This window comes from Pseudonocardia kongjuensis, from assembly GCF_039526905.1.
Lineage (GTDB): Bacteria > Actinomycetota > Actinomycetes > Mycobacteriales > Pseudonocardiaceae > Pseudonocardia > Pseudonocardia kongjuensis.
In genome coordinates, this window is the sequence record NZ_BAAAJK010000052.1 from 1 (window position 1) to 26430 (window position 26430).

25 protein-coding genes are annotated in these 26430 nt (G+C 75.1%); 10 read left to right on the forward strand and 15 right to left on the reverse strand.

Going from position 1 to position 26430, the window contains the following annotated elements; translation table 11 throughout:
- Nucleotides 1-102 precede the first annotated feature (102 nt).
- Entirely contained in the window at nucleotides 103-630 is a 528-nt protein-coding gene (locus ABD160_RS29260) for a hypothetical protein (protein ID WP_344028607.1), read from the reverse strand.
- A 315-nt stretch (nucleotides 631-945) separates the two neighbouring features.
- Here ABD160_RS29260 and ABD160_RS29265 point away from each other — a divergent pair, with 315 nt between their 5' ends.
- The 3 genes from ABD160_RS29265 (at nucleotide 946) to ABD160_RS29275 (ending at nucleotide 2837) form a co-directional block, all read left to right on the forward strand.
- Nucleotides 946-1374 carry a hypothetical protein gene (locus ABD160_RS29265; protein ID WP_344028610.1) on the forward strand — a complete coding sequence of 143 codons (429 nt, stop codon included), beginning with the start codon at nucleotides 946-948 and terminating at the stop codon, nucleotides 1372-1374.
- A 121-nt stretch (nucleotides 1375-1495) separates the two neighbouring features.
- Nucleotides 1496-1804, forward strand: coding sequence for a hypothetical protein (locus tag ABD160_RS29270; RefSeq protein WP_344028611.1), 309 nt, complete (start codon nucleotides 1496-1498; stop codon nucleotides 1802-1804).
- Between the two features lie 67 nt (nucleotides 1805-1871).
- Nucleotides 1872-2837: an NADPH:quinone oxidoreductase family protein gene (locus tag ABD160_RS29275; RefSeq protein ID WP_344028614.1), complete on the forward strand. Its 966-nt coding sequence runs from the start codon at nucleotides 1872-1874 to the stop codon at nucleotides 2835-2837.
- 7 nt (nucleotides 2838-2844) lie between these two features.
- Here the strand turns inward: ABD160_RS29275 and ABD160_RS29280 are convergent, their stop codons facing one another.
- The 5 genes from ABD160_RS29280 to ABD160_RS29300 all read right to left on the reverse strand — a co-directional run bounded on the left by ABD160_RS29280 (nucleotide 2845) and on the right by ABD160_RS29300 (nucleotide 9525).
- Entirely contained in the window at nucleotides 2845-4557 is a 1713-nt protein-coding gene (locus tag ABD160_RS29280; RefSeq protein ID WP_344028616.1) for a hypothetical protein, read from the reverse strand.
- 279 nt (nucleotides 4558-4836) lie between these two features.
- Entirely contained in the window at nucleotides 4837-6690 is a 1854-nt protein-coding gene (locus ABD160_RS29285; protein ID WP_344028619.1) for a BCCT family transporter, read from the reverse strand.
- A 201-nt stretch (nucleotides 6691-6891) separates the two neighbouring features.
- The gene (locus ABD160_RS29290) at nucleotides 6892-8211 is read right to left on the reverse strand and encodes a serine hydrolase domain-containing protein (protein ID WP_344028621.1); all 1320 of its coding nucleotides are present in this window, start codon (nucleotides 8209-8211) and stop codon (nucleotides 6892-6894) included.
- 22 nt (nucleotides 8212-8233) lie between these two features.
- A complete protein-coding gene (locus ABD160_RS29295; protein WP_344028624.1) occupies nucleotides 8234-9037 on the reverse strand; it encodes a DNA/RNA non-specific endonuclease in 804 nt (267 codons plus the stop codon).
- Entirely contained in the window at nucleotides 9034-9525 is a 492-nt protein-coding gene (locus tag ABD160_RS29300; protein WP_344028627.1) for an Lrp/AsnC family transcriptional regulator, read from the reverse strand. Before ABD160_RS29300 ends, ABD160_RS29295 begins: the two co-directional genes overlap by 4 nt.
- A 204-nt stretch (nucleotides 9526-9729) precedes the next feature.
- Between ABD160_RS29300 and ABD160_RS29305 the strand changes: the two genes are divergently transcribed.
- Nucleotides 9730-12036, forward strand: coding sequence for a transketolase-like TK C-terminal-containing protein (locus ABD160_RS29305; protein WP_344028629.1), 2307 nt, complete (start codon nucleotides 9730-9732; stop codon nucleotides 12034-12036).
- A gap of 6 nt (nucleotides 12037-12042) precedes the next feature.
- Here the strand turns inward: ABD160_RS29305 and ABD160_RS29310 are convergent, their stop codons facing one another.
- From ABD160_RS29310 to ABD160_RS29320, 3 genes are read right to left on the reverse strand one after another with little or no spacing between them, the layout of a single operon-like run.
- A complete protein-coding gene (locus tag ABD160_RS29310; RefSeq protein ID WP_344028805.1) occupies nucleotides 12043-13059 on the reverse strand; it encodes an alpha/beta hydrolase family protein in 1017 nt (338 codons plus the stop codon).
- A 3-nt stretch (nucleotides 13060-13062) separates the two neighbouring features.
- Complete coding sequence (locus ABD160_RS29315; RefSeq protein WP_344028632.1) at nucleotides 13063-13542, reverse strand: hypothetical protein; 480 nt, start codon at nucleotides 13540-13542, stop codon at nucleotides 13063-13065.
- 32 nt (nucleotides 13543-13574) lie between these two features.
- Nucleotides 13575-14504 carry a proteasome assembly chaperone family protein gene (locus ABD160_RS29320; protein ID WP_344028635.1) on the reverse strand — a complete coding sequence of 310 codons (930 nt, stop codon included), beginning with the start codon at nucleotides 14502-14504 and terminating at the stop codon, nucleotides 13575-13577.
- Nucleotides 14505-14667: 163 nt separating this feature from the next.
- On the opposite strand from ABD160_RS29320, the gene ABD160_RS29325 reads away from it, so the two are divergent.
- Nucleotides 14668-15966, forward strand: a complete 1299-nt coding sequence (locus ABD160_RS29325; RefSeq protein WP_344028637.1) for an MFS transporter — start codon at nucleotides 14668-14670, stop codon at nucleotides 15964-15966.
- Between the two features lie 7 nt (nucleotides 15967-15973).
- Here the strand turns inward: ABD160_RS29325 and ABD160_RS29330 are convergent, their stop codons facing one another.
- Nucleotides 15974-16666, reverse strand: coding sequence for a PadR family transcriptional regulator (locus tag ABD160_RS29330; RefSeq protein WP_344028639.1), 693 nt, complete (start codon nucleotides 16664-16666; stop codon nucleotides 15974-15976).
- A 293-nt stretch (nucleotides 16667-16959) separates the two neighbouring features.
- Here ABD160_RS29330 and ABD160_RS29335 point away from each other — a divergent pair, with 293 nt between their 5' ends.
- The 3 genes from ABD160_RS29335 to ABD160_RS29345 all read left to right on the forward strand — a co-directional run bounded on the left by ABD160_RS29335 (nucleotide 16960) and on the right by ABD160_RS29345 (nucleotide 18275).
- Nucleotides 16960-17304 (forward strand): hypothetical protein, encoded by a 345-nt coding sequence (locus ABD160_RS29335; protein ID WP_344028642.1) that lies wholly within the window; start codon nucleotides 16960-16962, stop codon nucleotides 17302-17304.
- 63 nt (nucleotides 17305-17367) lie between these two features.
- Complete coding sequence (locus ABD160_RS29340) at nucleotides 17368-17811, forward strand: CBS domain-containing protein (RefSeq protein ID WP_344028645.1); 444 nt, start codon at nucleotides 17368-17370, stop codon at nucleotides 17809-17811.
- A 59-nt stretch (nucleotides 17812-17870) separates the two neighbouring features.
- Nucleotides 17871-18275: a YkvA family protein gene (locus ABD160_RS29345; RefSeq protein WP_344028647.1), complete on the forward strand. Its 405-nt coding sequence runs from the start codon at nucleotides 17871-17873 to the stop codon at nucleotides 18273-18275.
- Here ABD160_RS29345 and ABD160_RS29350 read toward each other — a convergent pair.
- The 3 genes from ABD160_RS29350 to ABD160_RS29360 all read right to left on the reverse strand — a co-directional run bounded on the left by ABD160_RS29350 (nucleotide 18248) and on the right by ABD160_RS29360 (nucleotide 20502).
- Entirely contained in the window at nucleotides 18248-18712 is a 465-nt protein-coding gene (locus ABD160_RS29350) for a hypothetical protein (RefSeq protein WP_344028649.1), read from the reverse strand. The genes ABD160_RS29345 and ABD160_RS29350 overlap by 28 nt on opposite strands.
- Before the next feature lie 129 nt (nucleotides 18713-18841).
- On the reverse strand, nucleotides 18842-19606 hold the full coding sequence (locus ABD160_RS29355) for a glycerophosphodiester phosphodiesterase (RefSeq protein ID WP_344028652.1): 765 nt from the start codon (nucleotides 19604-19606) through the stop codon (nucleotides 18842-18844).
- Between the two features lie 83 nt (nucleotides 19607-19689).
- Nucleotides 19690-20502: an SGNH/GDSL hydrolase family protein gene (locus ABD160_RS29360; RefSeq protein ID WP_344028655.1), complete on the reverse strand. Its 813-nt coding sequence runs from the start codon at nucleotides 20500-20502 to the stop codon at nucleotides 19690-19692.
- Between the two features lie 585 nt (nucleotides 20503-21087).
- Between ABD160_RS29360 and ABD160_RS29365 the strand changes: the two genes are divergently transcribed.
- Nucleotides 21088-21972, forward strand: coding sequence for a M23 family metallopeptidase (locus ABD160_RS29365; protein ID WP_344028658.1), 885 nt, complete (start codon nucleotides 21088-21090; stop codon nucleotides 21970-21972).
- Here ABD160_RS29365 and sthA read toward each other — a convergent pair whose 3' ends face one another.
- On the reverse strand, nucleotides 21973-23406 hold the full coding sequence (sthA, locus tag ABD160_RS29370) for a Si-specific NAD(P)(+) transhydrogenase (RefSeq protein ID WP_344028661.1): 1434 nt from the start codon (nucleotides 23404-23406) through the stop codon (nucleotides 21973-21975).
- A 57-nt stretch (nucleotides 23407-23463) separates the two neighbouring features.
- Nucleotides 23464-24954 (reverse strand): FGGY-family carbohydrate kinase, encoded by a 1491-nt coding sequence (locus ABD160_RS29375; protein WP_344028664.1) that lies wholly within the window; start codon nucleotides 24952-24954, stop codon nucleotides 23464-23466.
- A 274-nt stretch (nucleotides 24955-25228) separates the two neighbouring features.
- On the opposite strand from ABD160_RS29375, the gene ABD160_RS29380 reads away from it, so the two are divergent.
- Nucleotides 25229-26425, forward strand: coding sequence for a DUF4192 domain-containing protein (locus ABD160_RS29380; RefSeq protein ID WP_344028667.1), 1197 nt, complete (start codon nucleotides 25229-25231; stop codon nucleotides 26423-26425).
- The last annotated feature ends 5 nt before the right edge of the window (nucleotides 26426-26430 follow it).

Genomic DNA, 26430 nt, shown 5'->3' on the forward strand with positions numbered 1-26430 from the left:
TGCAACTCGACGGCGAAGGCACCCACGGCCCCCGCGAACTGCTCGAGCTCCCCATCCGCTTCCTTTCGGTCGTCGCCTACGGCGAGGTCTCCGGGACGGCGGTCAGACCCGCAGCGCGGTGACCACCCAGCGCAGCGTGGAGCGGTCGGTGCAGCTCGCCAGCAGCTCGGCCTGCTCGGTCGCCTCGGCGTCGGACCGGCGGGCGTCGTAGAGGTCGGCGACCACGCCGGGCACGTCCAGGTGCTCGCCGCGCAGCGCCTGCGCCGGGCCGGGCAGCTCCAGCCGGTCGATCAGCAGCCGCAGCGTCCGGTACCCGATCACCCGCATGCCCGGGCCGAGCAGCGGCGAGGACGGCGCCGGCGACGGGCCGGGGCCGGCGGGCAGGGTCACCGCGGACACCGCGATCACCCCGCCGTCGAGCATCGCCCAGGCGTCGACCGCGGGCCGGTGCGCCTCCCGGCCGGACGCGGTCGGCAGGTCCTGGGTGGCGAGCCAGCGCCGCAGCCGGGGCCGCAGGTCCCAGCGCACGTCGAACACCCCGCTGCCGAGATCGGAGGGGGTGAACACCTCGTCCCAGCGCGGCCCGCCGGGCACGCCGCTGCCGACACCCGTATCGGGCTGGATGGCCATGTCTCGTTCCCCCGGGCTGGTCACCGACCCGGCCACCGGTGAGCGACGTCACGCACGGAGCCGGACGACCAGAATACGTGCTGGCGAACGGGCGCACAGTGTGGCGCGGACGGTCGTACCCGGTGGTGTGACAACCCGGCCGGCCGTGCCGCGAGCGGCCGATCAGGCGCGCCGGATCGCGACCGGACATGACGCTCCGTCACCGGATCGGGTTGCTCAGCGGTGATGGATGACACGATCGTGGGACTCCACGGGGAGCGGTAACGAGGCAGGATGATCCCAGCGATCCACAAGTGACGGCGACGTGGAGGCGACATGGACGGACAGTTCGACGGCACCCCGGCGGTGCACCCGGGCCTGATCCCGGCTGCGCGGCGCTCGGTGGAGACCCTCCCGTCCGGCCGTGGCGTCGCCGACGCCGGCCGGGGACGGGTGCTGGCCCGCTACGCCCGGCTCATGCGGTCCGGCCGGCCCGAGGTCTGCCGGCCCGGTCGCCGGGAGATCGAGGAGCGGGAGCGGACCGGCGTCGGCACCGCCCCCGGCAGCGACGGCAAGGTCATCTACCCGGACCGGGACGCCGCCGAGTGCGCGGCCCGCGAGCTGGAGGCCCTCGGCGGCCGGCCGCAGCGGGCCTACCTGTGCCGTCGGTCCCGGCGCGGGCACTTCCACCTGACGACTGACCTGGTCGCCGAGCGGCGGCGCGGCCCGGCCGAGCTGATCCCGCGCCCGCGCCGCGGCGACTGACCGGCACCACGTGTTGACCTGGATGTGATGCGCAGCACACGCTGATCGTCTAGCGTGGGTGTGGCGACGGTCACCCGAAGCCGTCGCGTTCACCACCACGCCGACGCATCAGGAGGGTCCCGTGAACCCGCACCTGCTGGAGGAACGAGTCGCCACCGTCTCCGGTGGCCCCGGCCTCGCCGAGACCGCCCGCGCCCGCCTCGCCGCCCACAAGGCCACCGCCGACGCCTGCCGTCGCCGCACCTCCGAGCGCCGCGCCGAGCTGGAGCGGGCACTCGCCGGTGACAGCACCGGCCACGCACTCGATCTGATGCTGGAGCTGGACGCGCTGGAGCGCGTCCAGGACCGCATCGACCACCGGCTCTCCGAGCTGTGCGACGCGCTGAGCGATCCGCGCTCGCCGCGCTACGGGGACGCCCAGCCGATCTAGGGCCCGCTCGGCGCGCGCGTGGTTCGATGGCGGGGACACCGCCGTCGAGCGACAGCAGGGAGAACACGTGCGTGCAGTGCAGGTCGTCGAGCTGGACGGGCCGTCCGCGGTCCGGATCAACGATGTGGAGCCGCCGGTGCGCGGCGCCGGCGAGGTGCTGATCGACGTCGCCGCGGCCGGGGTCAACTTCCCGGACGTCCTGCTCACCCGCGGGCAGTACCAGTACCGGCCGGACCCGCCGTTCACGCTCGGCTCCGAGTGCGCCGGCACGGTCCGCGAGGCGGAGCCGGGCAGCCGGTTCGCGCCGGGCGACCGGGTCGTCGCCTTCACGATGTCCGGCGTGTTCGCCGAGACGCTCTCGGTCCCCGAGCACACGGTGCTCCCGCTGCCCGACGGCGTCGGCTTCGCCGAGGGTGCCTGCCTGCCGATGAACTACCTCACGGCGCACTTCACCCTGGAGACGCGGGGCGCGCTGAAGGCGGGGGAGACGGTGCTCGTGCAGGGCGCGGCCGGCGGCGTCGGCACCGCCGTCGTGCAGCTCGCGGCGGCGCTCGGTGCGACCGTGATCGGGGTCGCCTCCACCGAGGCCAAGGCCGAGGTGGCCAAGCGCGCCGGGGCGGCGCACACGGTCGGCGTCGACGGGTTCAAGGACGCGGTCGCCGAGATCACCGGCGGCGCCGGCGTCGACATGGTGGTCGACCCGGTCGGCGGCGACCGGTTCACCGACTCGCTGCGCTGCCTGGCCCCGCTGGGCAGGCTGATGGTCGTCGGGTTCACCGCGGGCGACATCCCGACCGTCAAGGTGAACCGCCTGCTGCTCAACAACATCGACGTCCGCGGCGTCGGCTGGGGCGCCTACGCGCTGTCCCGCGACGGGTTCGTCCGCGCCGAGTGGGACGCGCTGGTCCCGCACCTGCGCTCCGGCGCACTGGACCCGCTGATCAGCGAGCGCTTCGGGCTGGACGACGCCGCGACGGCCCTGTCCCGGATCGACGACCGGGTGGTGACCGGCAAGGTCGTCCTGGAGGTCTGAGCCGGCCTCAGCCGGCGGGCTCCAGATTGTGCCGGACCGGGGTCCTCGGGTGCGGCGCCGCCGCCGGGCGGCCCGCCCCCGGGTCCCGCGGCGCCGGCGCCGGGGCCGGCTCGGCGACGTGCAGCCGGTGCCGGGCGGCCAGCGCCCGGCCGGCCGGTCCGGTCTCGCCCAGCGCGTGCAGCGCGAGCGCCCGGTGCGCGGGCACCTCGCAGCGGCGCAGGAACCGGTCCAGCTCGCGGACCGCGTCGCCCGGCTCCCGGGACAGCGCCCACAGCACGACCTCGGCGCGGGCGATCTCCTCGCGGACCCCGCCCATCCGCACGCACAGGTACTCGATGTCCTCGTCGGCGAGCTCGCCCGGCGCCGGGACGTGCATGCCCTGCTCCAGCAGGTACTCGTGCACCGCCCACAGTCCCATCGGGGTCAGCGCGACGACCGTGGGATCCGGGTCGTCGCGGTGCGCCACCTGGGACAGCGCGTCCAGCTCGTCGGCGTCGAGGGTCTCGGTCAGCTCGATCGCGCCGAGCAGCTCGCAGGCGTCGAGCAGCGCGGTGACGTCGCGCCGCCACAGCCGCTGCTCGACGTCGCCGGCCAGGTCGTCGACGACGCAGCCCGCGTCGTCGTTGACCGTGTCGCGGACCTGGCGGTGGAAGTGCTCCAGCGGGACCGGGCCGCCGCCGGCCGCGTAGAGGTTGACCCACAGCATCGGGAACGCCTCGGACATCGACATCCCGAACAGCGACGGGGCGCCGAACACGTCGGTGCCGCCCAGGTTGTCGCCCAGCCTGCCGACCGACTCGAACACCCTGCGCCACAGCTCGATCGGCCGGTTCAGCAGCGGCCCCGCGCTCTTCACCGGCAGCAGCCTGCCCCGGACGACGCGGACCAGCCGGGCGGCCCGGGCCCAGCGCAGCAGCAGCGAGACCTCGGGCAGGTCGTCGCTGGTGCGGGCGGTCTCCCGGTAGATGTGGTCGAGCTGCAGGTGCGCGGCGAGATCGAGCGCGTCGGCCCGGCCGAGCCTGCCGTCGGAGGTCAGCCGGCGCCCGGCCCGGACCCACACGGTCAGCTTCCGCAGCAGATCGAGCGCCTCGGACCGCTCGGCGGCCTCCACCAGTGCCGCGGCGCCCGGCATCGGCACCGGCGGGAGCTCCGGGCTCCACTCGGTGCGCGGCGGGCGCTCGGCCTCCCGGCGCATGATCTCGGCGAGCGCGTGCCGGTCGACGTCGGCCTCGCCGGAGCCGGCCCGGTCCAGGAAGCGCTGCACGGCCACCGGATCGGCCGGGTCGATCCCGTTGCGGTGCAGCTGCACGCCCCAGAACTTGCCGAGATCGTAGTTGCGCTCGTCGGCGAGCCCGTCGTGCAGCGCGGGCGTCGAGTCCAGCACCTGGCGGTGCAGCGCGTCGGGCGGGGCGGACTGCGGATCGAACCAGTCGTGGTCGTCCAGGAAGTCGATCAGGGCGTGGAACGCGGGGGCGACGTCGTCCGGTTCGAGGACGGTCACCTTGCGCGGGAACCACATCCCCAGTGCGTCGGCCACCTGCGCGCGGGTCCACCGGCCCAGCCTGCGGTCCCGGGCGTACTTGTAGTCCACCGCCGCGGCGACGAGCGCGGTGTCGACCTCGACCCGGTGCCGCCGGGCCCATACGAGGAACTGCTCCAGCAGCCGGCTCCGGGCCTCGGCGTACCCCTGGTCGTCCCCGGGGGTGAACACGAGACGCATCCGGCCCACTGTGTCAGGTCCCTCCGTCCGTTCGCCGAGCACGGTGATGATCTCCGGCGCGCGCGGGGGCCCGCACGCCGGGTCGTAGAAGGTGCAACGAGCGCGCCGATCGCGGGTCACGCCGAACCACTCACCGTCGGTGGGCGGTCGGTGACGACCGGTGCGACGGTTCCCCCCGACGCGCCCTCCCGGAGACCCTCCCACGGACGACGACGGCCGGACACCCCGCGTGGGGTGTCCGCCCGGGCCGGTGTGCGGCGAGCGGTGCCGCCGGATCGGTCAGTCGCCGCCGACCGGGCTGTCCTTCCGCCCGGCGTCGCCGTCCGCCGGCGGGCCCGCGTCCGGCACCGTGCCGGTGGGCTCGGGCTCGGGACCGGGATCGACCGGGCCCTCGCCGGGCTCGGTCATCGTGTAGCCGGGCCCGGTGCCGGGGCCGTTGCGGTACCCGCCCGGGGGCGCCTCCTCCTCGACGCGGTCCTTCGGGAACGCGCCGACCTTGACGAAGAAGTCGTCGCCGTGCCGGTCGGTGGCCCAGTCGACGGCCTGCTCGATCACCTCGGCGCCCTTGAGCTCGCGCAGCACCACCGGATCGCGGCGCAGGTCGCGGAACAGCGCGAAGCAGAGCAGCACCATGATGATCACGAACGGGGCCGCGACCAGGATGGTCAGGTTCTGGATGCCACCCAGCGCGTCCTCGCCGCCGGTCAGCAGCATCAGGACGGCGACGGCGCCCATCACCGCACCCCAGAAGATGACCACCCAGCGGCTCGGCTCGATGGTCCCGCGCTGGGACAGCGTCCCCATCACGATCGAGGCGGCGTCGGCGCCGGAGACGAAGAAGATCCCGACCAGGAGCATCACCAGGATGCCGGTGGCCGTGGCCCACGGGTAGGCGCCCAGCACCTGGAACAGCTGGACGTTGGAGTCCTCGGAGAACTGCACGCCCTGCTGCGCCTGGGTGATCGCGGTGCCGCCGAAGATGCAGAACCAGACCAGCGAGACCAGCGACGGGGCGAGGATGACGCCGCCGACGAACTCGCGGATGGTGCGCCCGCGCGAGATCCGGGCCAGGAACATCCCGACGAACGGGGTCCAGGAGATCCACCACGCCCAGTAGAAGATCGTCCAGCCGGACAGCCACTCGAGCATCGGCTCGCCGCCGACCGCCTCGGTGCGCCCGACCATCTCGAAGAACTGGGAGAAGTAGGCGCCGATCGAGGTGGGGATGAGATCGAGGATGATCACCGTCGGTCCGGCGACGAACACGAACAGCGCCAGCACACCGGCCAGGACCATGTTCGTGTTGGACAGCCACTGGATGCCGCGCGCGACGCCGGACACCGCGGAGAGCACGAACGCGGCGGTCAGCACCACGATGATCGCGGCCAGGGTGCCGGATCCGACCGGACCGTCCGACCAGCCGACGGTCTGCATGCCGCCGCCGATCTGGTAGGCGCCCAGGCCCAGCGAGGCGGCCGACCCGAACAGGGTCGCGAAGATCGCCAGAATGTCAATTGCCTTGCCGATTGGCCCCTCGGCGGCGCGGCGCCCGATCAGCGGGATGAACGCCTGGCTGATCAGCTGCCGGCGGCCCTTGCGGAACGTCGAGTAGGCGATGGCGAGGCCGACCACCGCATAGATCGCCCAGGGGTGCAGCGTCCAGTGGAACAGCGATGTCGCCATCGCGACCTGCATCGCCTCGGTCGTCCCGGGCTCGGCGGCACCGGGCGGCGTGGAGGTGGTGAAGAACGAGAGCGGCTCGTTCACGCCGAAGAACATCAGCCCGATGCCCATCCCGGCGGAGAACATCATCGCGATCCACGAGACCGTGCGGAACTCGGGTTGCTCGACGTCGGTACCGAGCCTGATCCGGCCGAACCGGCTGAACGCCACGAACAGCGCGAACGCCACGAACGCCGTCGCGGCGAGCACGAACCCCCAGCCGCCGCCGCGCATCAGCCCGTCGAGCATCGTCTGGGCGGTCGCGCCGAGACTGTCCGGGGACACGATGCCCCACACGACGAACAGCAGCGCGAGTGCCGCGCCCACTCCGAAGATCGTCCAGTCGGTGCGCGACCGACCCTCATCGGATCCGGCCGGGCCGGAATCCGCGCGTGGTTCCACCTGTGTCATTCCAGGTCACGCCCGTTCGGGCGTTTCCCCCTCCCTGGTCGAGCACGCTCGATCGTGCACATCCTTGCCGGGGGAGTGTAGGAAAACCGGACGATGCTGTGGTGACGGAGCGACCCGCCCGAATTGGTCCGTGCAGGTCAGCGCGGTGCGGCCGACTGTTTCAATTCGATATCGTTGAAATTTTGTCCGTTTTGTTGCCGTTTACCGCCATCCGGAACCGTCGACACCACCCGGAACCGGCGCCGCCGGATCGTAGGGTGTCCGGGTGAACACGAACGTGGCCAGCCACAGGTGGTCCTCGGCGATCCGCAGCGTCTCACCGGCGAAATAGCCGTCCAGCCCGATCCAGCTGCCGTCCGGGCCCGGCCGGAACCGCGACGAGCGACCGGGCCGTCCGAGGCCGCCCAGGTGCAGCATCCCGCCGGGGACCGCCCGCAGCGCGTACGGCGACGGGCCCCAGAACCAGGGGCCGAGCAGGGCCGGGTCCACCGGCGACGGCTCCGGCGCCCACTCGTCGACGATCCGCGGCTCGGCCGCCTTCACGTCGGCGAGCAGCCCGGCGGCCAGCCCCGAGTCCAGGCCCGAGGTGGTGTTGCCCATCGCCAGCGCGCCGGTGCCCTCCTCGCGGTCCACCCAGAGCCCGGCGAGGAACCCGGGCATCGACCCGCCGTGCCCGACCAGCGTCGCCCCGCCCTCGACCCGCAGTACCTGCACGCCCAGGCCGTAACCCGCCCACACCGGCGACGACGCGTCGATGCCCGCGGGCAGCGTCATCTCCTCGACGGTGGACGGGGCCAGCACGCCGCTGGTGTCACCGAGCAGGAACGCGCCGAGCCGGGCCAGGTCGCGGGCGGTGCACCAGAGCTGCCCGGCCGGGGCCATCGCCCCGGCGTCGTGCTCCGGCTCGGGCAGCGTGAGCTCGGCCCACGGATGCACCGCGCGGCCCGACGCCGCCGGCTCCTGCGGCCGCGGCGAGGTGCGGGTCATCCCGAGCGGGAGCAGCACCTCCTCGCGCGCCACCTCGGCCCAGGCCGCGCCGCGGGCCCGCGCCACGACCTCGCCGAGCAGGCCGAACCCGAGATTGGAGTAGTGGAAGCGGCGGGCCGCGGGCAGCACCCGGTCGGCCTCGCCGAGGCCGAGCTCGTCGAGCGTGCCGCCGGGCGCCCGCTCCCACCACTGCCCGGGGCTCTCCGAACCGGCACCGGCCAGGTGCGACAGCAGCTGGCCGAGCGTCCGGTCGCCGAGCGGGGTCCCCGGCAGGTGCCGGTCCAGCCGGTCGTCGAGATCGAGGGCGCCCTCGTCGCGCAGCCGCAGCACGGTGACGGCGCAGACCGTCTTGGTGATCGACCCGATCCGGAACTGGACGTCGTCGTGTGCCGCGCCGTCCGGGAAGCTCCCGCGGCCGGCGTGCCAGGCCAGTGCGCCGTCGCGGACGACGCCCGCGACGAGCGCGGGGACACGGCCGTCGCGCTGGGCGCGGGCGACACGGGCGAGCAGGGTGCGCTGGGTCGAGGGGAGCACACGACGACGGTAGCGGGCGGGTTCAGAGCGCGATGTCGGCGTAGGAGGTGAGCCGGACGGCGCGATCGGCGAGCGTGGCGGGCACCGGCTCGCCGACCGGCATCCGGTCGGCGCCGGTGAGCGGCCCGAGATCGAGACCGGTGAGCTCGGCGATCCGGGCGACCGGCACCTGGAACGTCCGGAAGCCGCCCAGCGGCGGCGGCTCGCCGGGGGCGCGGCGCAGGTCGCCGAGCCGGGGCGACTGGTCGAGCAGGAACCCGGTGGTGCCCAGCGCGCCCCCGGTCAGGTAGCCGCCGATCTTCCAGAACAGCCGCGGGACGAGCAGCCCGCGGTACTCCGGGTCGTCGTCGGCGAGCACCGGCCCGGTGAACACGACCAGCCTGCGGCCGTGCTCGGCGGCGTGGTCGAGCAGGTGGTCCTCGAGCCCGAGCCACAGCTCGCGGTCCTGGTTGAACGACGACGCCTGCGGTGCGGCGTTGGTGTAGTGGAAGGTGTCGTCGCTCGCCCGCTCCGCGACCGCCTGCTCGCCCCAGGCCGGGTCGGCCCGCCGGACCAGGTGCCCGCGGTCGAGGTCGTTGCCGGTGTAGATGTCCGGACCGGCCTGCGCGTCGGCCGGGATCCGGTCGTCCAGCCGCCAGTCGTCCGAGCGCGGCACCGGGCGCAGGGCCGCGCCGTCGATCATCACCGCGGTCGCCGCGGCCAGCCTGCGGTCCGGCCGGTGCAGCGTGGCGAAGTGGGTGTAGTCCAGCGGCACCGTCGCGACGCCGGGCGGCGCGACCGGCATCGGCGCCGGCACGCCCAGGAAGTCCGGATCGAATCCGCTCACCGCGCCCCCCTGGCCAGCCGGTGCAGCAGCGGGGCGGTGCGGAACCCGACCAGCGAGCGCATGACCAGCGACGTCGACGTCCGCTCCACGCCGTCGATGGCGAGCAGGTGCCCGGCGATCCGGTAGAGATCGTCGGCGTCCCGGGCGACCAGGTGCACCAGCAGGTCCTCGGCGCCGGAGACGCCGTGCACCTCCAGCACCTCGGGGACCCGGTCCAGCGCGTCGGCGACCGCGGCCAGCTCGCGCTGCACCACCCGCACCGTCACGAACGCGGTGAGCGGGTAGCCCAGCGCCGCCGGGTCGATCCGGCGCTCGAAGGTGTCCAGCGCGCCGAGCCGGTCCAGCTTCGCCAGCCGGGCCTGCACGGTGTTGCGGGAGAGCCCGACCCGGTCGGCGAGCGCCAGCACGGTCGCCCGCGGGTCCTCGGCGAGCGCGAGCAGCAGGCGGGCGTCGTGGCCGTCCAGCTCGCTGCGCACCCTGCCGTCCATTCTCCCGCCCACCCTGCTGCCCACCCACGGACCGTCCGTGCGGTGCGCACTCTGCCGCCCCGGCGCCGTCCTGTCCAGGCCGGCCCCGTGCATTCTGCTCAGTTCCCGGCCCGTCGGTTGTGCAGTCATCGGAGTGGTGGTGAGCTGCTGGTGCAACGTGCGTGGTCCCCGGCCACCACGCCGGCGAGGGAGCTGGAGACACCGATGACCGACACCGACGACCGCGGGACGATCGCCGACATCGAGCAGCGGGTGCTGTGGCTGTCGACCGCGATCATCGACGCCGCCAACCGGCGCGGCGACCCGAGCGGGCTGAAGGTGGGTGGGCACCAGGCGTCGTCGGCGTCCCTGGTGACGATCATGACCACGCTCTGGTTCGAGCACCTGCGGGCGGCCGACCGGGTGTCGGTGAAACCGCACGCGTCGCCGGTGCTGCACGCGATCAACTACCTGCTCGGCGAGCTGGACGAGGCGTACCTGCCGACGCTGCGCGCGTTCGGCGGGCTGCAGTCCTACCCGTCGCGGTCCAAGGACCCGGACCCGGTCGACTACTCGACCGGCTCGGTCGGCATCGGCGCGACCGCCCCGATCTGGGGGGCGCTGGCCCGGCGCTACGTCGACTCGCACTTCGGCGGCGCGGGACGGGGACGGCAGTACTCCCTGGTCGGCGACGCCGAGCTGGACGAGGGCGCGGTCTGGGAGGCGATCCTGGATCCGATGGTCGGCGAGCTCGGCGAGGTCGTCTGGGTCGTCGACCTGAACCGGCAGTCGCTGGACCGGGTGGTCCCCAACATCGGCGCGCCGCGGCTGGAGGGCATGTTCAGCGCCGCGGGCTGGCAGGTGCTCACCGTGAAGTACGGCCGGCTGCTGCACGAGCTGTTCGCCCGCCCCGGCGGCGACGCGCTGCGCGAACGCATCGACGGCATGCCGAACCCGGAGTACCAGCGGCTGCTGCGCTGCGACGCCGCCGAGGTCCGCAAGCGGCTCCCGGACGGCGTGCCCGACGGCGCCGGGCTGGCCGGGCTGATCGAGGACCTGGACGACGCGACGCTGCTGGCCGCCGTCCGGAACCTGGGCGGGCACGATCCGGCCGCGCTCGGCGAGGCGTTCGACGCGATCAACGACACCCGCCCGACGGTCGTCCTCGCCTACACCGTGAAGGGATACGGCCTGGCCACCGCGGGCCACCCGCAGAACCACGGCTCGCTGCTGACCGCCGAGCAGGTGCGCGAGCTCGCCGACACGGTCGGCGCCGACGTCGACGACCCGTGGCGGCGGTTCGATCCCGCGAGCCCGGCCGGGCTGCTGTGCGCCCGGACCGCCGAGCGGCTGCGCCGGGAGCCGGCCGTGCCGGAGCCGGTGCCCGCGCTGCCGACCGACATCGGCCGCACCCCGTCCGGCCGGGCCACCACCCAGGCCGCGCTCGGCCGCGCCCTGCTCGACCTGACCCGGGAGGCGCCCGATGCGGCGGGCCGGGTGGTCACGCTGTGCCCGGACGTGTCGTCGTCGACGAACCTGGGCGGCTGGGTGAACAAGGTCGGCGTGTGGTCCAGCGCCGAGCGCCGGGACTGGTTCGACGACGACCCGGAGACGATCCTGCACTGGCGCGAGCGGCCCACCGGCCAGCACCTGGAGCTGGGCATCGCCGAGGGCAACCTGGTCGGCGCGCTCGGCGAGCTGGGCGCCACCTGGTCGCGCTGGGGGCGCCCGGTGCTGCCGATCGGGGTGCTCTACGACCCGTTCGTCGAGCGGGCCCTGGAGCCGTGGTCGTTCGGCATCTACGCCGGCGGGCAGTCGATCCTGGTCGGCACGCCGTCCGGGGTGTCGCTCGCCCCGGAGGGCGGCGCCCACCAGTCGATCACCACCCCGTCGGTGGGGCTGGAGCAGCCCGGCTGCGTGACCTACGAGCCGGCGTTCGCGATCGACGTCGAGTGGACCCTGCTGGCGTCGCTGGCCCGGCTCGGTCGCCCCGACGGGACCTCGGCCTACCTGCGGCTGTCGACCCGGCCGGTGGACCAGTCGCTGGCCGCGGTGCCGTCCGATCCGGCGGCCCGCGAGCGGCGCCGCCGCCAGGTCGTCGCCGGGGCGTACCCGCTGCGCCATGCGGGCACCGCGCCGGACCTGACGATCGCCGCGATGGGGCCGCTGCTGACCGAGGCGCTGGCCGCCGCCGACCGTCTGACGGCGCTCGGGCACGCGGTGGACGTGGTCTGCGTGACCGCGCCCGGACTGCTGTTCGACGCCGTGCAGGCCAGGGCGGGCCGCCCGGCCCGGCCGCAGGCGCAGCCGTGGGTGCTGGAGTCGGCGTTCCCGGCGCGGCGTGCCGCACCGCTGGTCACCCTGCTCGACGGGCACCCGCACACGCTGGCGTTCCTGGCCGGGATCAACCGGGTGCCGGCCACCCACCTGGGCGTGACCCGGTTCGGCCAGTCCGGTGATCTCGCGTCGGTCTACGCCCATCACGGGCTGGACGCCGACGCCGTCGTCGGGGCGGCACTGGACCTGCTGTAGCCGGGATCAGGCGAGGACCTCGTCCAGCCAGTCGAACACCTCCCGGTGGAACACCGCCCGGCCGGTCATCTCGCAGTGTCCGGTGACGCCGTCGGCCGGGCCGAACTCGACGTAGCGCGACGGGCAGGTCAGCCGGGCGGCGAACGTCGGTGCGGCCGCGGTGAGGTCGTCGCCCGCGGTGCGGCAGACGAACGTGGGGCAGCGGATCAGGTGCTCGCGTCCGGCGAGGGTGTAGTCGGCCAGCACACCGAGCAGCTCCAGCGGGTCGTCGACGCCGTGCACCCACAGGTTGCGGCGCAGCGACCAGCCGGCGCTCGGCCTGCGCAGCACCGACCGGAGCGCCGCGGCCAGCACCGGGCGGGTGAGCACGGTGCCGTGCGGGAGGTTGCGGGTCAGCGGCCGCGGGATCCGCGCCCGGAGCGCGCCCAGCAGGTCGTAGGGCCCGCTGTCGGACACGCAGGCGGCGAGCCGGTGCTCGGCGGTCGCCGCCCGCGGGGCGGTGTACCCGCCGAAGCTCCAGCCCATCAACGCGATCCGGGCCGGATCGACACCGGGCAGCTCCAGCACGTGGTCCAGCACCGGGCCGACCACGTTCTCCCAGTCCGGCCGGAACACGATGCCCTGGTCGAGCAGCACCGAGCCCTGGCCGGGGCCGTCGAACGCGATCACGTGGTAGCCGCGGTCGAGTGCCGCGGCGCCGTTGGCGAACCAGAGCTCCTCGACCGTGCCGTCGTAGCCGTCGGTGAGGATCAGCGTCGGCCGGGGCTCGTCGCCGTCGCCGGCGCGGAAGAAGTAGCCGGGCAGCGTGGTGTCCCGGTAGGGCGTCGCGCCGCACCCGCTGCGCGGTCGCCGTCCACTCGCGGTACCAGAGCTCGCCGTCGACCGCCGTGATCCGGCGGGCGGTCTGCACGCACTCGCCGAGCTCGGCGCCGCCGCAGCGGGTGTAGGCGATCGCGCGGACCAGCTGGGCGTCGTACAGGTCGTCGTCGAGAACGAGTCCCATCGGTTCCTCCCTCGGCGCAGCTGTCACCGCAGGATCTCCACCAGCAGCACCCAGGTGCTCACCAGCGCGCCGCCGATCGCGCCGACCGTGGCGACGACGATGCCGTAGGCGCCGGCCGGCCGGCCGGCGACCAGCAGCGCGCCGGCCGCGGCGATGCCGCCGACGGTGACCGCGGCCGGGAGGACCGTCGACACCAGCCGCACGGCCACCGCCTGCTGCGGCGGCCGGGCTCCAGGCCGGGCGAGGTAGAGCACGCCCGGGCCGAGCACGGCGGACAGGACCAGCAGCTGCACGCCGTACGCGGCCGGGCCCTGCGGCACGGTGAGCAGCATCGCCGACAGCGTCGGCAGCACCAGCAGCAGAACGGCGAAACCCGAGCGGGCCGGGAGCTCCGCGGTGTCGACGATCAACCGGATGTTGATCGACATCGAGACGAAGAGCAGCCCGATCAGTGCCGCCCCCGCACCGGTGACGGCGACCCCGAAGTCGGTCCAGCCCTCCATGCGGCGGACACTCGTCCGCCGCGCCCGCGGTGTTAGGGGGCGGGCGGCTCGTGCGGCGGCTCGTCGCCGCCCTCGGCCAGGAACCGCTCGAACTCCGCGGCCAGCTCGTCGCCGCTGGGGAGCTCGCCGCCCTCCAGCCCGTCGGTCAGGTCACCGGCCTCGCGGGCGGCGGCGACCTGGTCGTACTGCTCCTCCAGCGCCTTCACCACCTGGACGACCTCGTCGGACTCGGCCATCTGCTCGGCGATCTCGGTGTCCGCCTGCTCGGCGGCCCGGGTCAGCGTCTCGGTCGGCAGGTAGAGGCCCGCCGAGAGACCGGCGTGGTCGAGCAGCACCCGGGCGGCCTGCGGGTAGGCCGAGCGCGCCAGGTAGTGCGGGACGTGCACGGCGAAGCCCATCGCGTCCTGCCCGGCCTGGCCGAGCCGGTACTCCAGCAGCGCGGCCGCACTGCCCGGGACGTCCGCGGTCGCGAACCACGGCTGGTGTCCCTCGACGAGCTCCGGGCGCGTCGCGTGCGCGGTGACGCCGATCGGGCGGGTGTGCGGCACCGCCATCGGGATGCCCTGCAGGGTGATCACCAGGCGGACGCCGAGCTGCTCGACGAGCAGGCCCACCGCGGCGACGAACCGCTCCCACTGGGTGTCCGGCTCCGGCCCGGCGAGCAGCAGGTACTGCGTGTCGCCGGTGTCCTGGAGCGCGACCACCTCGAGCGTGGGCGGGTCGTAGTCGGCCCAGTGGTCGGTCTCGAAGCGCAGCGGGGGGCGCCGCGACCGGTAGTCGACGAGCTGGTCGATGTCGAAGCTCGCGACCCGGCTGACCTCCCGCTCGTCCTTCATCGCGCCGACGGCGAGCGCGCCGGCGTTGCCGGCGTCGACGAACCCGTCCAGCACGACGATCAGCACGGGCTCGTCGAGGTGCGGCGCGGCCGGGTCGACCTGGTAGAGCTGAGCGGGATCGAGCACCGGGTCCTCCGTGTGGTGGCGTCCGCGACGGCCGGGGCCCGCCGCCGGCCCGACCCTAGCCGGACGGCGGCCGGTGCTGCCGGTGGCCGCGGCCCGGCCGGGTGTGACGCTGGTCGGCCGGGGGCGTGCGGCGGGCCCGGATGCCGCAGAATGGTCGTTCGTCATGGCAACGTTCTCGGCGCCGCGTGGCGCCTACCTGGTCTGGTCGGCCGGTCTGCTCGCCTACACGGTGGCGGTGCTGCAGCGCAGCTCGTTCGGGGTCGCCGGGCTGGACGCCGCGGAGCGGTTCGACGCCTCGCCGACGGTGCTCGCCGGGTTCCTCGTGCTGCAGCTGCTCGTCTACGCCGCGCTGCAGGTGCCGGTCGGCCTGCTGCTCGACCGCTTCGGTGCCCGGGCGATGGTGCTGGCCGGCGCCGTGACGATGACCGCGGCGCAGGTGCTGGTCGCGCTGGCGACCGCGCTGCCGCTGGCGATCGCGGCCCGGGTGCTGGTCGGGATCGGCGACGCGCTGACCTTCATCTCGGTGCTGTCGGTGGTGTCGGTCTGGTTCCCGGCCCGCCGGGTGCCGCTGATGACGCAGCTGACCGCGCTGCTCGGCCAGTCCGGGCAGGTGCTGTCGGCGATCCCGCTGGCGACGCTGCTGCACGGCCACGGCTGGACGACCGCGTTCCTCGCCGCCGCGGCCGCCGGGCTGGTCGCGACGATCGCGGTGGCGGCGGTGTTCGTGAACCGGCCGCCGGGCAGCCCGGAGCCGGCCCCGGCGGCGAGCCCGCGCGAGGTGCTCGACGGCCTGGCCGGGGCCTGGCGGCACCCGGGGACCCGGCTCGGGCTGTGGTCGCACGCCGGGACCCAGTTCTCCGGCCTGGTGTTCGCGCTGCTGTGGGGGGTGCCCTACCTCGTCGCCGGGCAGGGGATGAGCCCGGCGGGCGCCTCGGTGATGCTGACCGTGCTGGTCGCCGCGGGCGCCGTCGCCGGGCCGGTGTTCGGCGAGTTCACCGCCCGGCACCCGCTGCGCCGGTCCTGGCTGGTGCTGGCGGTGATCGGGTCGACCGCGGTGGTGTGGGCGATCGTGCTGCTGGTGCCGCCGCCCGCCCCGCTGTGGCTGCTGGTGCTGCTGGTGGTGGTGCTCGCCGCGAACGGGCCGTGCTCGGCCGTCGGGTTCGACTACGCCCGCACCTTCAATCCCGAGCACCGGCGCGGGACGGCCGTCGGCATCGTCAACGTCGGCGGGTTCACCGCATCGCTGCTGACGACGCTGCTGGTCGGCGCCGTGCTCGGGATCTCAGGCGGCTACACCCCGGAGGCGTTCCGGGTGGCCTGGCTCGTGCAGTTCCCGATCTGGGCGATCACCGTCGCCGGGGTGCTCGTCGCGCGCCGCCGGGCCCGCCGGGTGCTGGCGGAGGAGGGCACGATCGTGCCGCCGCTGCGCGAGGTGCTGAGGCGGCGCCGGCGGACCCCGTGATCCGGGCTCACTCGGCCAGCAGCCGGTACAGCGCCTTGCGTGCCGCGGTCAGCGCCTCGGTGGCCGCGGTGACCTGCTCGGGCGTCCCGGCGGCGGCCACCTGCCGGGCGGCCGCGTGCAGCCGGGCCAGCTCGTCGCCGAGCCCGGTGGCCGGGTCGTCGGCCGCGGCCTCCGCGTCGTCGGCGAACGGGGCCCACACCGCGTCCAGGGTGGCGCGGTGCTCCGCGACGTGCCGGGTGCCCTCCTCGGTGAGGTGGACGACGCGGCGGCCGTCGGTCTGCTCGGAGCGGACCAGGCCCTCGTCCTCCAGCTGGGACAGCATCGGGTAGACCGAGCCGGGGCTCGGCTTCCACCGGCCGCCGGTCCGGGCGGTGATCTCCTGGATGATCTCGTAGCCGTGCCGCGGCGCATCGGCGACGACGGCGAGCACCGCCGCCCGGACGTCACCGCGGGCGGTCCGCCTGCGGCCGAAGCCGCGCCCCCGCCCGCCGGGGCCGAACCCACCGGGCCCGAAGCCGCCGAAGCCGCCGAAGCCGCCGGGGCCGCCCGGCCCGCCGAAGCCACCGGGCCCGCCGCCGAAGCCGCCCGGGCCGAACGGCCCGCCGGGGCCGAAACCGCGGCCGCGGCCGTGCGGGCCGCCGCGGTGCGGACGGCCGCGGCGCGGGTCGTCACCCTCGTGGTCTGCCTGGTCGTCGTTCATGAATGCCTCCTCGCGGCCGCGCGGGCCGGGTCGTCCGAACCGTCCGGGCCGGCCGAACGGCCGCCGGAGACCGTGCACGTCTCGCATGGTCATGACGTGTGTTCCTCTCGTCGCGAGCCTCCTCTTCGATCGGCTCGTGTGCCATCACGATATATCGCGACGCGTCGCCGTTGCAACGAGATACGTCTGAGAGTTCGCTGTGTGCCGCGTCGCCGCTGGCCCGGCCCGGCCCGATGCCGTTGACTGGCCGGACGGGCCCGGACCGGCCGGGCCCGGCGAGGGGAGGGGGCGTCGTGGGGCGTCACGACCGGCGGAGGCCGGCCGACGGGGACACCGCGGGCACCGCGGAGGTGTCCGACTCGGCCGAGGAGCTCGACCTCAGCGAGGTCTCACCGGCGATCCTGCGCGACCGGCTCTCCGCGCACGCGGACGGCCGCGACGACCAGGTCGTCCGCGCCGCCGCCGAGCTGCGGGCGAGCCTGGACCGGCTGGCGGCCGGCATCGCCCACCGCCGGGAGGCGCTCGTCGTGCGGGCGGGGGAGATGGCGCGCGCCGCGGCGCCGTTCGCCGGCGGGGCGCTCGCGGCCGGGCTCGGCGCGGTACTGGTGGTGCGACGGGTGCGCCGGCCAGATCGTTAGCTTGCGCAACGCCGCCCGCCGGGCGGACACTCGGTGCTCCGGCGGTGGCGATGGAGGTACGCGATGAAGGTCTCCGACATCCTGCGGATCAAGGGCGACACGGTGCACACGGTGCTCTCGTGGAACACGATCGCCGAGGCGGCCGCCCGGCTGGCCGGGCCACCCGCGATCGGGGCACTCGTGGTGTCCGACGACGGGTTCCGCGAGCGGGTCGCCGGGATCATCTCCGAACGCGACATCGTCCGCCGGTTCGCCACCGACGGCGCCGGCCTGACCCGGCTCACCGTGGCCGACGTGATGACCCGCAAGGTCGTCACCTGCACACCGGACGACTCGATCGCCGAGGTCATGGCCTCGATGAACCGCTGGCGGCACCGGCACCTGCCGGTCGTGGAGAACGGCAGGCTGCGCGGCATGATCAGCATCGGGGACGTGGTGAAGCAGCGGCTGGCGGAGATGAGCACCGAGGCCGGGGTGCTGCGCGACATCTACATCGCCTCACACTGATACCGGGGGATCACCGTTCCACCGGGAACGACGGGCGCGGCCCGGGCGTTGCACCGGGCATGAGCGCTGCATCTGCTTCGACCGCGGGTCGTCGTGCCGGCCGTACGGCCGCGTTCGCGACGCTCTTCCGTGCCCTCACCCGGCGGGGCGCCCCCGGTGAGCCCGGGCCCGCCCAGCGGGTCCGGGCGCTGCCCTCGATGCTGGGCGACGCCTGGCGCGGCAGCTACCCGCACCTGGGGAAGGGCCGGTTGGCGCTGTTCCTGCTCGCGCTGGCCTACCTGGTGTCGCCGGTGGACCTGGTCCCGGAGGCGTTCCTCACCGTGTTCGGCCTGGGCGACGACGCGATCGTCGCGATGTGGCTGGGCGGCGCGCTGCTGGTCGAGGCCGACCGCTACCTCGGCTGGCGGTCCGGGTCGCCGGTCGTCGTCGACGGCGGTCAGGTCTCGCAGTTCGACCGGACGTAGTCGTTGATCCGCTGGCTGGCCGCCTGGTACTCGGGGTCGCTGCGGGCCTCGGCGATCTCCGGGTCGCGGGCGACGGCGATCGTGTCGCCGCCGTTCGCCTCCAGCAGCTGCAGCTGACGCTCCACGATCTGGTTGACCCGGTCGAAGTCCGACCGGATCTCCTGCGGGGCCAGCGCGGTGACCTGCTGGTTGGCCCGGCGCACGTTGGAGGCGACCGCCTCGACGTCGTCCAGTCCGCGGCCGAGTCCGAGCCCGCCGACCGGCTGCGTCGCCTGGCGGCTGGCCTGCACCGCGTCACAGAACGGCGTCGTCGCCTGCGCCTGGGTGGTCGTCGCCGGGCGGGACGTGCCGGGCTGGGTCGCGAGCGAACCGCCGCAGCCGGCGAGCAGCACCAGCGCAGCCGGAACGAGCAGCACGAACCGCCGCACAGCCGTCATCGGGTTCCTCCACTCACCACCACCGATCGGGGTGTCGGAGAGTCTAGGTCCGGGCCTGTGAGGTGGGTGTCGTGACCTGCCGATCGGCGGTGTGCCGCTCGTCCCAGGCGGGCCTCCCGGCCGGACGGGTCAGCCGAGCAGCGCCCGCAGCACCCCCGGCACGTCGGTGATGATCCGGTGCACCCCGGCGTCGATCATGCGACGCAGGTCGGTCCCGGAGTTGACGGTGTACACGCCGGTCTCCATCCCGCGGGCCCGGACCGCCGCGACCAGCGCGGCGTCGGTGACCCGGAAGCTCGGGTTCACCTGGTCGGCGACGGCCGCGGCGGCGTCCAGCTCGGCGTCGGTGGGCCGGCTGTCGAACAGCAGGCCCGCCGGGACGTCCGGGGCGGCGGCGGCGAACCGGCGCATCGCGTCGTGGTCGAAGGACTGCACCGCGACGTCGGCCCGCGGTGCCCCGACGGCGTCGGCGACCTGCTGCTCGATGCCGGGGTAGGACGCCGGGTCCTTCAGCTCGATCAGCAGGCCGGCCCGGTCCCCGACCCGGGCGAGGAGCTCGCCGAGGGTGGGGACCGGCTCCCCGGCGAACCCGGGACCGAACCAGGAGCCCGCGTCGAGCCGCTTCAGCTCGGCGAGGGTGAACGTCCCGACCGGTTCCGCGGCCCGGTCCGGGAGGACCCGGGCGACGTCGGTGGTGCGGGCGAGGGTGGTGTCGTGCAGCAGGACCAGCTGCCCGTCGGCGGTCCGCTGCAGGTCGACCTCGATCGAGTCGGCGCCCTGCGCGAGCGCCTCGTCGACGGCGGCGAGGGTGTTCTCCGGGGCGTCGGCGGAGGCGCCCCGGTGGGCGACCACCTGCACGGCCGGGCCCGGTCCGGCGGGGGAGGGGTGTCGCATGTCGCCGATCCTTCCGGGCCGGGCGGTCGGCCCGGTGCACGCCGGACGGCGCCGGGATGACACCGGGCCGAACCGGTCACGGGTCACGGGCGGGCGGCGGCGGCGTCGAGGGCGGGCAGGTAGCCGTCCCGGTATCCGGCGGCGGTCGGGTGGTAGGCGGCCGGGCTGCCCGCGGCGGGCGGGTTGATCCACGGCTCGGCGCCGCACAGGCCGTGCCCGGCGAACGCGTCGCGGACGTCGACGAACTGCCCGCGGAAGCGCTGCGCGGCGTCGGCGAGCGCGTCGTTCAGGGTGTCGGCGGCCCGGTTGAGCGCCTCCCGGCGGGCCGCGTTCGGGACGCCCGGGACGTCGCAGGTCGCGCCGGGCTCGAACAGCCGCGGATAGCCGAGGACGACGATCCGGGCGTCCGGTGCCTGCAGCCGCACCGCGACGATCACCGAGATCAGCCCGCCCGGTGCGAACAGCTCGGCGATCCGCTCACCGCCGCGGACCGCCCGGAAGCAGGTCTCGTCGTCCGGGGCGGTGCTGCAGGTGGCGAGCACCGGGCCGAAGCCGGTGTCGTTGCCGCCCGCGGTGATCGTCACCAGGCCGGTGTCCGCGGAGACCGTCCTGACCTGGCGGGCGAGCACCTCGCCGCTGGTCGCTCCGCTGCAGGCGACGGTGCTGAACGACGCGGGCCCGTGCCGTTCCGCCCAGAGCGCGGGATAGGCGTCGGGCCCGCGCAGGCACTCCCCGCTCGCCGGGTCGGTGGCCGCACCGACGCCCGCCGCGTAGGAGTCGCCGAGCGCGACGTAGCGGGTCGCCTGCTGCGCCGACGCGCCCGGGGCGGCGACGGCCGCGGGGGCCAGGCCGACGAGCAGCAGCACGGCCAGCACGGGGACCAGGAGTCGGCGCACGCGTCCCAGCCAACCCGGCGGGGGACGGGCGGGCAATCGCGGTTCCGGGTGAGGGGCGGTACGGGCCGTGCGGCACCGGTGGGCCGAACGGGTGCGCGGGATCTGCCGGCCGGCGGCGTCCGCGGCGTCGGCGCAGCTCCCGGCCCTGCCCGCTCGACCACGCTGAGTGACCGGCAGCACAGGGCGGCAAACGGACGTACCACTCGCCCGTCCGGTGCGCGATCCCGTCGTCGCAGGTGGAGGGGCGATTTTCCGGCGCACCGACCGGTTGTCCCTGCGGTGAACGGCAGGTGATGGCCGCTCTCGTCACCCAGCGTCCGCTCACCGCCCGGCGGCTTCCAGTGGTCTCGTCATCACTCGTTCGGGTTTGCCCTCGCGGGGCGGCGGGCTAGCGTCGGCGTCAGATCACGGAACGGTCACGAACCGGACGCAGCCCGACCCCCCGACGGGCTGCCCCGCTCCCCACGGGTTGTCCGCCGTTCCGCGATCCGGAAGGAAGACGTGGCACGGCATCGCTCCCCCCAGGGTCGGCCCGCGGGTCTCGGGCTCCTGTCACCGCAGTTCGCGGTGGCAGGGGTCGGAGGCATGGCCGGCGCGTTCCCGTCCGGTCCGCACGTCCGGCGCTCCCGCCGCGCCGAGGACCGCCCCCGGTACTCCGCGAGCACCCGGATCGCGGCCGCGGTCGTCGCGGTCGGCGGTCTCGCCGGTGCCGCGCACGCCTCGGTCGGCGGCGAGGGGCTCCCCGCCCCGGTGACCGGCTGGCTGGACACCGCCTCCGCGGCGTTCACCGGCGGTGGCGCCACGGCCGGCCTGGCGGCGCCCGAGGCGGTCCCCGCCGCCGCGCCGATCGCCGATCCCGGCACGATCGCCGCGCTGGCCACCCCGGCCGCCGGCGGCGCCTCGGTCGCCGCGCAGACCGTCATCGCCGGAGCCGGCGTGCACTCCAGTGCCGCGGACGCCGTCGACGGCGCCGTCGCCTCGATCGCGAAGGTGCAGGAGGCCGCCGCCGAGCAGGCCCGCGCCGCCGAGGCCGCCCGGGCAGCCGGTGCCACCGGCTCGCTGGAGAGCCCGTCGGTCGCCGGTGGCGCGGTGTCGATCGTGTCCGGCCGGGTCACCTCCGGGTTCGGCTCGCGCTGGGGCTCCCAGCACATGGGCCTGGACATCGCCGCCCCGATCGGCACCCCGATCAACGTCCCGATCGACGGCACCGTGATCAGCTCCGGCGCGGCGAGCGGGTTCGGCATGTGGGTCCGGGTGCAGCACGACGACGGCACGATCACCGTCTACGGCCACATCAACCGCTCGCTGGTGTCGGTGGGCGAGCGGGTGACCGCCGGGCAGCAGATCGCCGAGGTCGGCAACCGGGGCCAGTCGACCGGCCCGCACCTGCACATCGAGGTCATCGACCCGAGCGGCACGAAGATCAACCCGAAGCCGTGGCTGGACGCCAGGGGCTTCTCCTACACCTGATCAGGACTTCTGCACGCTCTCCAGCGCGCGGATCTTGTTCGTCGCGTCCAGGGCCGCCACCTTGTACGCCTCGGACAGGGTCGGGTAGTTGAAGACGGTGTCGACCAGGTAGTCGACGGTCCCGCCGCAGCCCATGACGGCCTGCCCGATGTGCACCAGATCGGTCGCGTTCGTCCCGAAGACGTGCACGCCGAGCAGCGTCCGGTCCTCCACGGAGACGAGCAGCTTCAGCATCCCGTAGGAGTCGCCGACGATCGCGCCGCGCGCCAGCTCCCGGTACCGGGCGAGCCCGGTCTCGTACGGCACCGCGGCCGAGGTCAGCTCCGCCTCGGTGTGCCCGCAGAACGAGATCTCCGGGATGGTGTAGATCCCGATCGGCTGCAGCTCGTGCAGCTGGCGGACCGGCTCGTCGAACAGGTGGTAGGCGGCCAGCCTGCCCTGGTCCATGCTGGTCGACGCGAGCGCCGGGAACCCGATCACGTCGCCGACCGCGGCGATGTGCTCCACGGTGGACCGGAACTGCTTGTCCACCTCGATCCGGCCGCGCGGGTCGGCGCTCAGGCCCGCCTTCTCCAGGTCCAGCTCGGCGGTCAGCCCCTGCCGGCCCGCCGAGTACATGACCATGTCGGCCGGGATCTTCTTCCCGCTGGCGAGGCTGGTGACGGTGCCCTTCCCGTTCACCTCGACCGAGGACACCTCCTCGCCGAACCGGAACGTCACGGCCTGGTCGCGCAGGTGGAACTTCAGCGACTCGACGACCTCCGGGTCGCAGAAGCCGAGCATCGTGTCCCGCTTCTCCACCACGGTGACCCGGGTGCCCAGCGCGGCGAACATCGAGGCGTACTCGATCCCGATCACCCCGGCGCCGACGACCACCATCGAGCCGGGCACCCGGCCCAGCTCCAGCACCTGGTCGGAGTCGACGACCCGCTCGCCGTCGAACGCGACCGTGTCCGGCCGGGCCGGCCGGGTCCCGGTCGCGATCACGAACTTCTCCGCGCTGACCTGGTTGTGGTCGCCCCGCCCGGCGCCCTCGACGACGACCGTGTGCGGGTCGGTGAACCGGGCGGTGCCGGTGAGGATGTCGACGTGGTTGCGGAGCAGCTGGTTGCGGACGATCTCGGTCTCCCGGCCGATCACGTGCCGGGTGCGGGCCAGCAGGTCGTCGATCGTGATCTCGGCCTTGACCCGGTAGCTCGCGCCGTACATCTCGCGCTGGCTGAACCCGGACAGGTACAGGACGGCCTCGCGCAGCGTCTTCGACGGGATGGTCCCGGTGTTGACGCAGACGCCGCCCATCATGTGCCCGCGGTCCGCGATGGCGACGCGCCTGCCGAGCTTGGCCGCGGCGATCGCGGCCTTCTGCCCGCCGGGGCCGGAACCGATCACCACCAGGTCGTAGTCGTACACGGGGTGCACCTCCGGGTCGGTCACGCGACCAGCCTCATCGCCGCCGGGGCACCGGGCAACAGCCCGCGCGTGAACAGCGTGTCACGCCTGGTACGCCCGGCGGCGCTCCTCCGCGAGGAAATGCGCGGTCTCCCGGGTCGCGGTGTACAGCGAGCGGTAGTGCGGGTGGTACCGGTCGTAGATCTCGCGGGCCGCCGGATCCGGCTCGATCGTCCGGGCGACCGGGTTCCACCTGCGCAGTTCGGGCTCCGCGCCGGTCGCGACCGCGGCCAGCCACGCGTCGCCCAGCGCCGCCCCCACGGTCTGCTCGGGGACGTCCTGGGGCACCCCGGTCACGTCGGTGACGATCCGCGTCCACAGTCCACCCTGGACCCCGCCGCCCACCGCCACCAGCCGCTTCGTGCCGCCGCCCGCCTGCCGCATCACCTCCAGGTTGTGCCGGACACCGTGCGCGATGCCCTCCAGCGCCGCCCGGTACACCTCGCCCCGGGTGTGCCCGGTGGTCAGTCCGGCGAGGACGCCGCGGGCGTCCGGATCGAACAGCGGGGTGCGCTCGCCGGCGAAGTAGGGGAGCAGCAGCAGCCCGCCGCTGCCGGGCGGCACCTGCGCGGCCTCGGCGACCAGCTCGGTGAAACCCTCGCCGGTCAGGTCGCGCAGCCAGTTGGTGATGGCGCCCGAGGTGGCCATCCCGGCGGCGAGGGTGGTGCTGCCGGGGACGACGCCGCGGGTCGTCCACATCGCCGGGTGCGGGTGCGCCCGGTCGATCACCTCGATCAGGAACATGGTGGTGCCGTACATGACCATGACCTCGCCGGGTGAGGTGACGCCGGCGCTGGTCGCCTCGGCCCAGGCGTCGACCGTCCCGGCGGTGACCGGCAGCCCCTGCGGCAGCCCGGTCTCGGCGGCCGCCGCGGCGCTCACCTGCCCGGCCACCTCGGTCGGCCACAGCAGCCGGGGCAGCTCGATCCCCGGGGCGGTCAGCTCCGCCCAGTCGTGCGCCCAGTCCGCGGCGGCGAGGTCGTACATCGGGTCGCACTGGCTGGCCGAGTGGTGGTCGAGCACGTACTCGCCGGTCAGCCGGTGCACCAGGTACGACGAGCACATCAGGAACAGCGACGCGCGCCGGTGCACCTCCGGCTCGTGCCGGGCCAGCCAGCGCCACTTCGGGCCCACCGCCTGCGACGACAGCGGTGTCCCGGCCCGGGCGAGGATCGCCTCGGCGCCCAGCTCGGCGGTCAGCTCGTCGATCTCGACCCCGGCCCGGGTGTCGACGCCGTAGAGGATCGCCGGGCGCAGCGGGCGCCCGTCGGCGTCCGCCGGGAGCAGCGTCGGGCCGATCCCGGACACGCCGAGCCCGGCCGGCTCCGCGTCCGGGACGGCGGCGAGCAGCTCCCGGACGATCCCGGTGAAGTCGCCCCACCAGATCGTCTCCGCGTCGTGCTCGACCCAGCCCGGGCGGGGCTGGGCGGTGTCGTGGGCGCGATCGGCCCGGGCGAGCAGCCGGCCACCGGTGTCGACGACGACGCCCTTCGAGCCGGAGGTCCCGATGTCGACGCCCAGATAGACCTGCATGGGACTTTCCTACCCTCCCCGGGGTGTGCCGCGCAGCGCTGCCGGGCAGAACATCGGTGCAGGTTGCGGGGTGCCGGGCGGGGTGTGTCCGGTGCTGCCGCCGGGCACCGGCCGCGCCGCCGATAGCAGACCGGTCCGACAGTCCGGGCGCTCCGCGGCCCGCGGAGCCGGACCTGTCCACGAGACCCCCTCCGGAAGTGGTCGCGAGGCCGGTTGTCCACAGCCCGCGGGCCGGCACCGTCGCGGACCCGGCCCGCCGTCGCAGGATCGCCGCATGACGATCCCCGCCCAGCCCGATCCCGCCGCACCGCCCGGGATCCGCCCGGTTCCCCCACCGGCGGATCCGCCGGTGCCGAGCCCCGCACCGGCCCGGCCGCGCCCGGGCGCCGCACCGCCGGATCCGCCGGCCGGCGGCCCGGCCGGGCCACGGCTGCGGCTCGGCGACACCGGGGAGGTGCTGGCCGCGATCCCGGTGCTGATCGGCTTCCATCCGGAGGACTCGCTGGTCCTGGTCGCGATCGGCGGGCCGGGCGGCGGGCGGCGGGTGGGGCTCACCCTGCGGGTCGACCTGCCGGCCCCGCACCAGGTCCGCCGGGTGTGCGACGAGGCGGTGTCGGTGCTGTCCGGGGACGGCCCGGCGGAGGCGGTGGCCGTCGTCGTCCGGGGTGCGCGGACACCGGCCCGGCCCGCCCGCCGCACCCGCCGCGACGTCGCGGTCGCCACCCGCCGCGCGCTCGGCTGGGCCGGCATCGTCCCGCTCGCCGTGCTCTGGGCGGCCGGCACCCGGGAGGGCGACCGCTGGAGCTGCTACCCGCTGCCGGGGCAGGTGTGCGACTGCTCGGGGGTGGTGCCCGGCCCGGCCGCCACCCCGTTCGCGGCGGCCGCCGCGGTGCTGGAGGGCCGGGCGGTGCTCCCCGACCGGGCGGCCGTCCGCGATCAGCTGGCCGGCGGTACCACCGACCGCGCCCGCCGGGAGCGGCTGGCCGCGGACCCGCCACCGCCGGTGGACGTGTCCGGAGGCCCGGCCGGGCGCACGCTGCTCGACGCCGCGCTGGCCGACGCCGCCCGGGGGCGGCTCGCGATCGACGACGGGTCCGCCCGGCGGTTCCGGGCCGCGTTCGGCGACCCGGCGTTCCGGGACGAGGCGCTGCGACGGTGCCTCGGGGCGCAGGCCCCGCACGCCGAACAGCTGTGGGCGGCGCTGACCCGCGCGCTGCCCGCGCCCGGGCGGGCGCATCCGGCGGCGTTGCTGGCGGTCTGCGCGCTGCTGCGCGGCGACGGGCCGCTGGCCGCGCTCGCGGTGGAACGGGCGCTCACCGACCGGCCGGACCAGGTGCTCGCCGCGGTGGTGGACACCTCGCTGCGCGGCGCCACGACACCGGGGGAGCGGTCGCCGTACGCGGGCCCCGGCGGGCTGCGACGGCTGCTCACCGCGATGCTCGGCACCGGCGGCCCGGGCGGCTCCCGGTGAGCGGG

Excerpts from the sequence above, each read along its gene's own strand:
- ABD160_RS29260 (WP_344028607.1), bottom strand. The coding sequence starts at position 630 with ATGGCCATCCAGCCCGATACGGGTGTCGGCAGCGGCGTGCCCGGCGGG.
- ABD160_RS29265 (WP_344028610.1), top strand. The coding sequence starts at position 946 with ATGGACGGACAGTTCGACGGCACCCCGGCGGTGCACCCGGGCCTGATC.
- ABD160_RS29280 (WP_344028616.1), bottom strand. The coding sequence starts at position 4,557 with ATGCGTCTCGTGTTCACCCCCGGGGACGACCAGGGGTACGCCGAGGCC.
- ABD160_RS29285 (WP_344028619.1), bottom strand. The coding sequence starts at position 6,690 with ATGACACAGGTGGAACCACGCGCGGATTCCGGCCCGGCCGGATCCGAT.
- ABD160_RS29300 (WP_344028627.1), bottom strand. The coding sequence starts at position 9,525 with ATGGACGGCAGGGTGCGCAGCGAGCTGGACGGCCACGACGCCCGCCTG.
- ABD160_RS29305 (WP_344028629.1), top strand. The coding sequence starts at position 9,730 with ATGACCGACACCGACGACCGCGGGACGATCGCCGACATCGAGCAGCGG.
- ABD160_RS29315 (WP_344028632.1), bottom strand. The coding sequence starts at position 13,542 with ATGGAGGGCTGGACCGACTTCGGGGTCGCCGTCACCGGTGCGGGGGCG.
- ABD160_RS29325 (WP_344028637.1), top strand. The coding sequence starts at position 14,668 with ATGGCAACGTTCTCGGCGCCGCGTGGCGCCTACCTGGTCTGGTCGGCC.
- ABD160_RS29330 (WP_344028639.1), bottom strand. The coding sequence starts at position 16,666 with ATGAACGACGACCAGGCAGACCACGAGGGTGACGACCCGCGCCGCGGC.
- ABD160_RS29340 (WP_344028645.1), top strand. The coding sequence starts at position 17,368 with ATGAAGGTCTCCGACATCCTGCGGATCAAGGGCGACACGGTGCACACG.
- ABD160_RS29345 (WP_344028647.1), top strand. The coding sequence starts at position 17,871 with ATGAGCGCTGCATCTGCTTCGACCGCGGGTCGTCGTGCCGGCCGTACG.
- ABD160_RS29350 (WP_344028649.1), bottom strand. The coding sequence starts at position 18,712 with ATGACGGCTGTGCGGCGGTTCGTGCTGCTCGTTCCGGCTGCGCTGGTG.
- ABD160_RS29355 (WP_344028652.1), bottom strand. The coding sequence starts at position 19,606 with ATGCGACACCCCTCCCCCGCCGGACCGGGCCCGGCCGTGCAGGTGGTC.
- ABD160_RS29365 (WP_344028658.1), top strand. The coding sequence starts at position 21,088 with ATGGCCGGCGCGTTCCCGTCCGGTCCGCACGTCCGGCGCTCCCGCCGC.
- ABD160_RS29375 (WP_344028664.1), bottom strand. The coding sequence starts at position 24,954 with ATGCAGGTCTATCTGGGCGTCGACATCGGGACCTCCGGCTCGAAGGGC.
- ABD160_RS29380 (WP_344028667.1), top strand. The coding sequence starts at position 25,229 with ATGACGATCCCCGCCCAGCCCGATCCCGCCGCACCGCCCGGGATCCGC.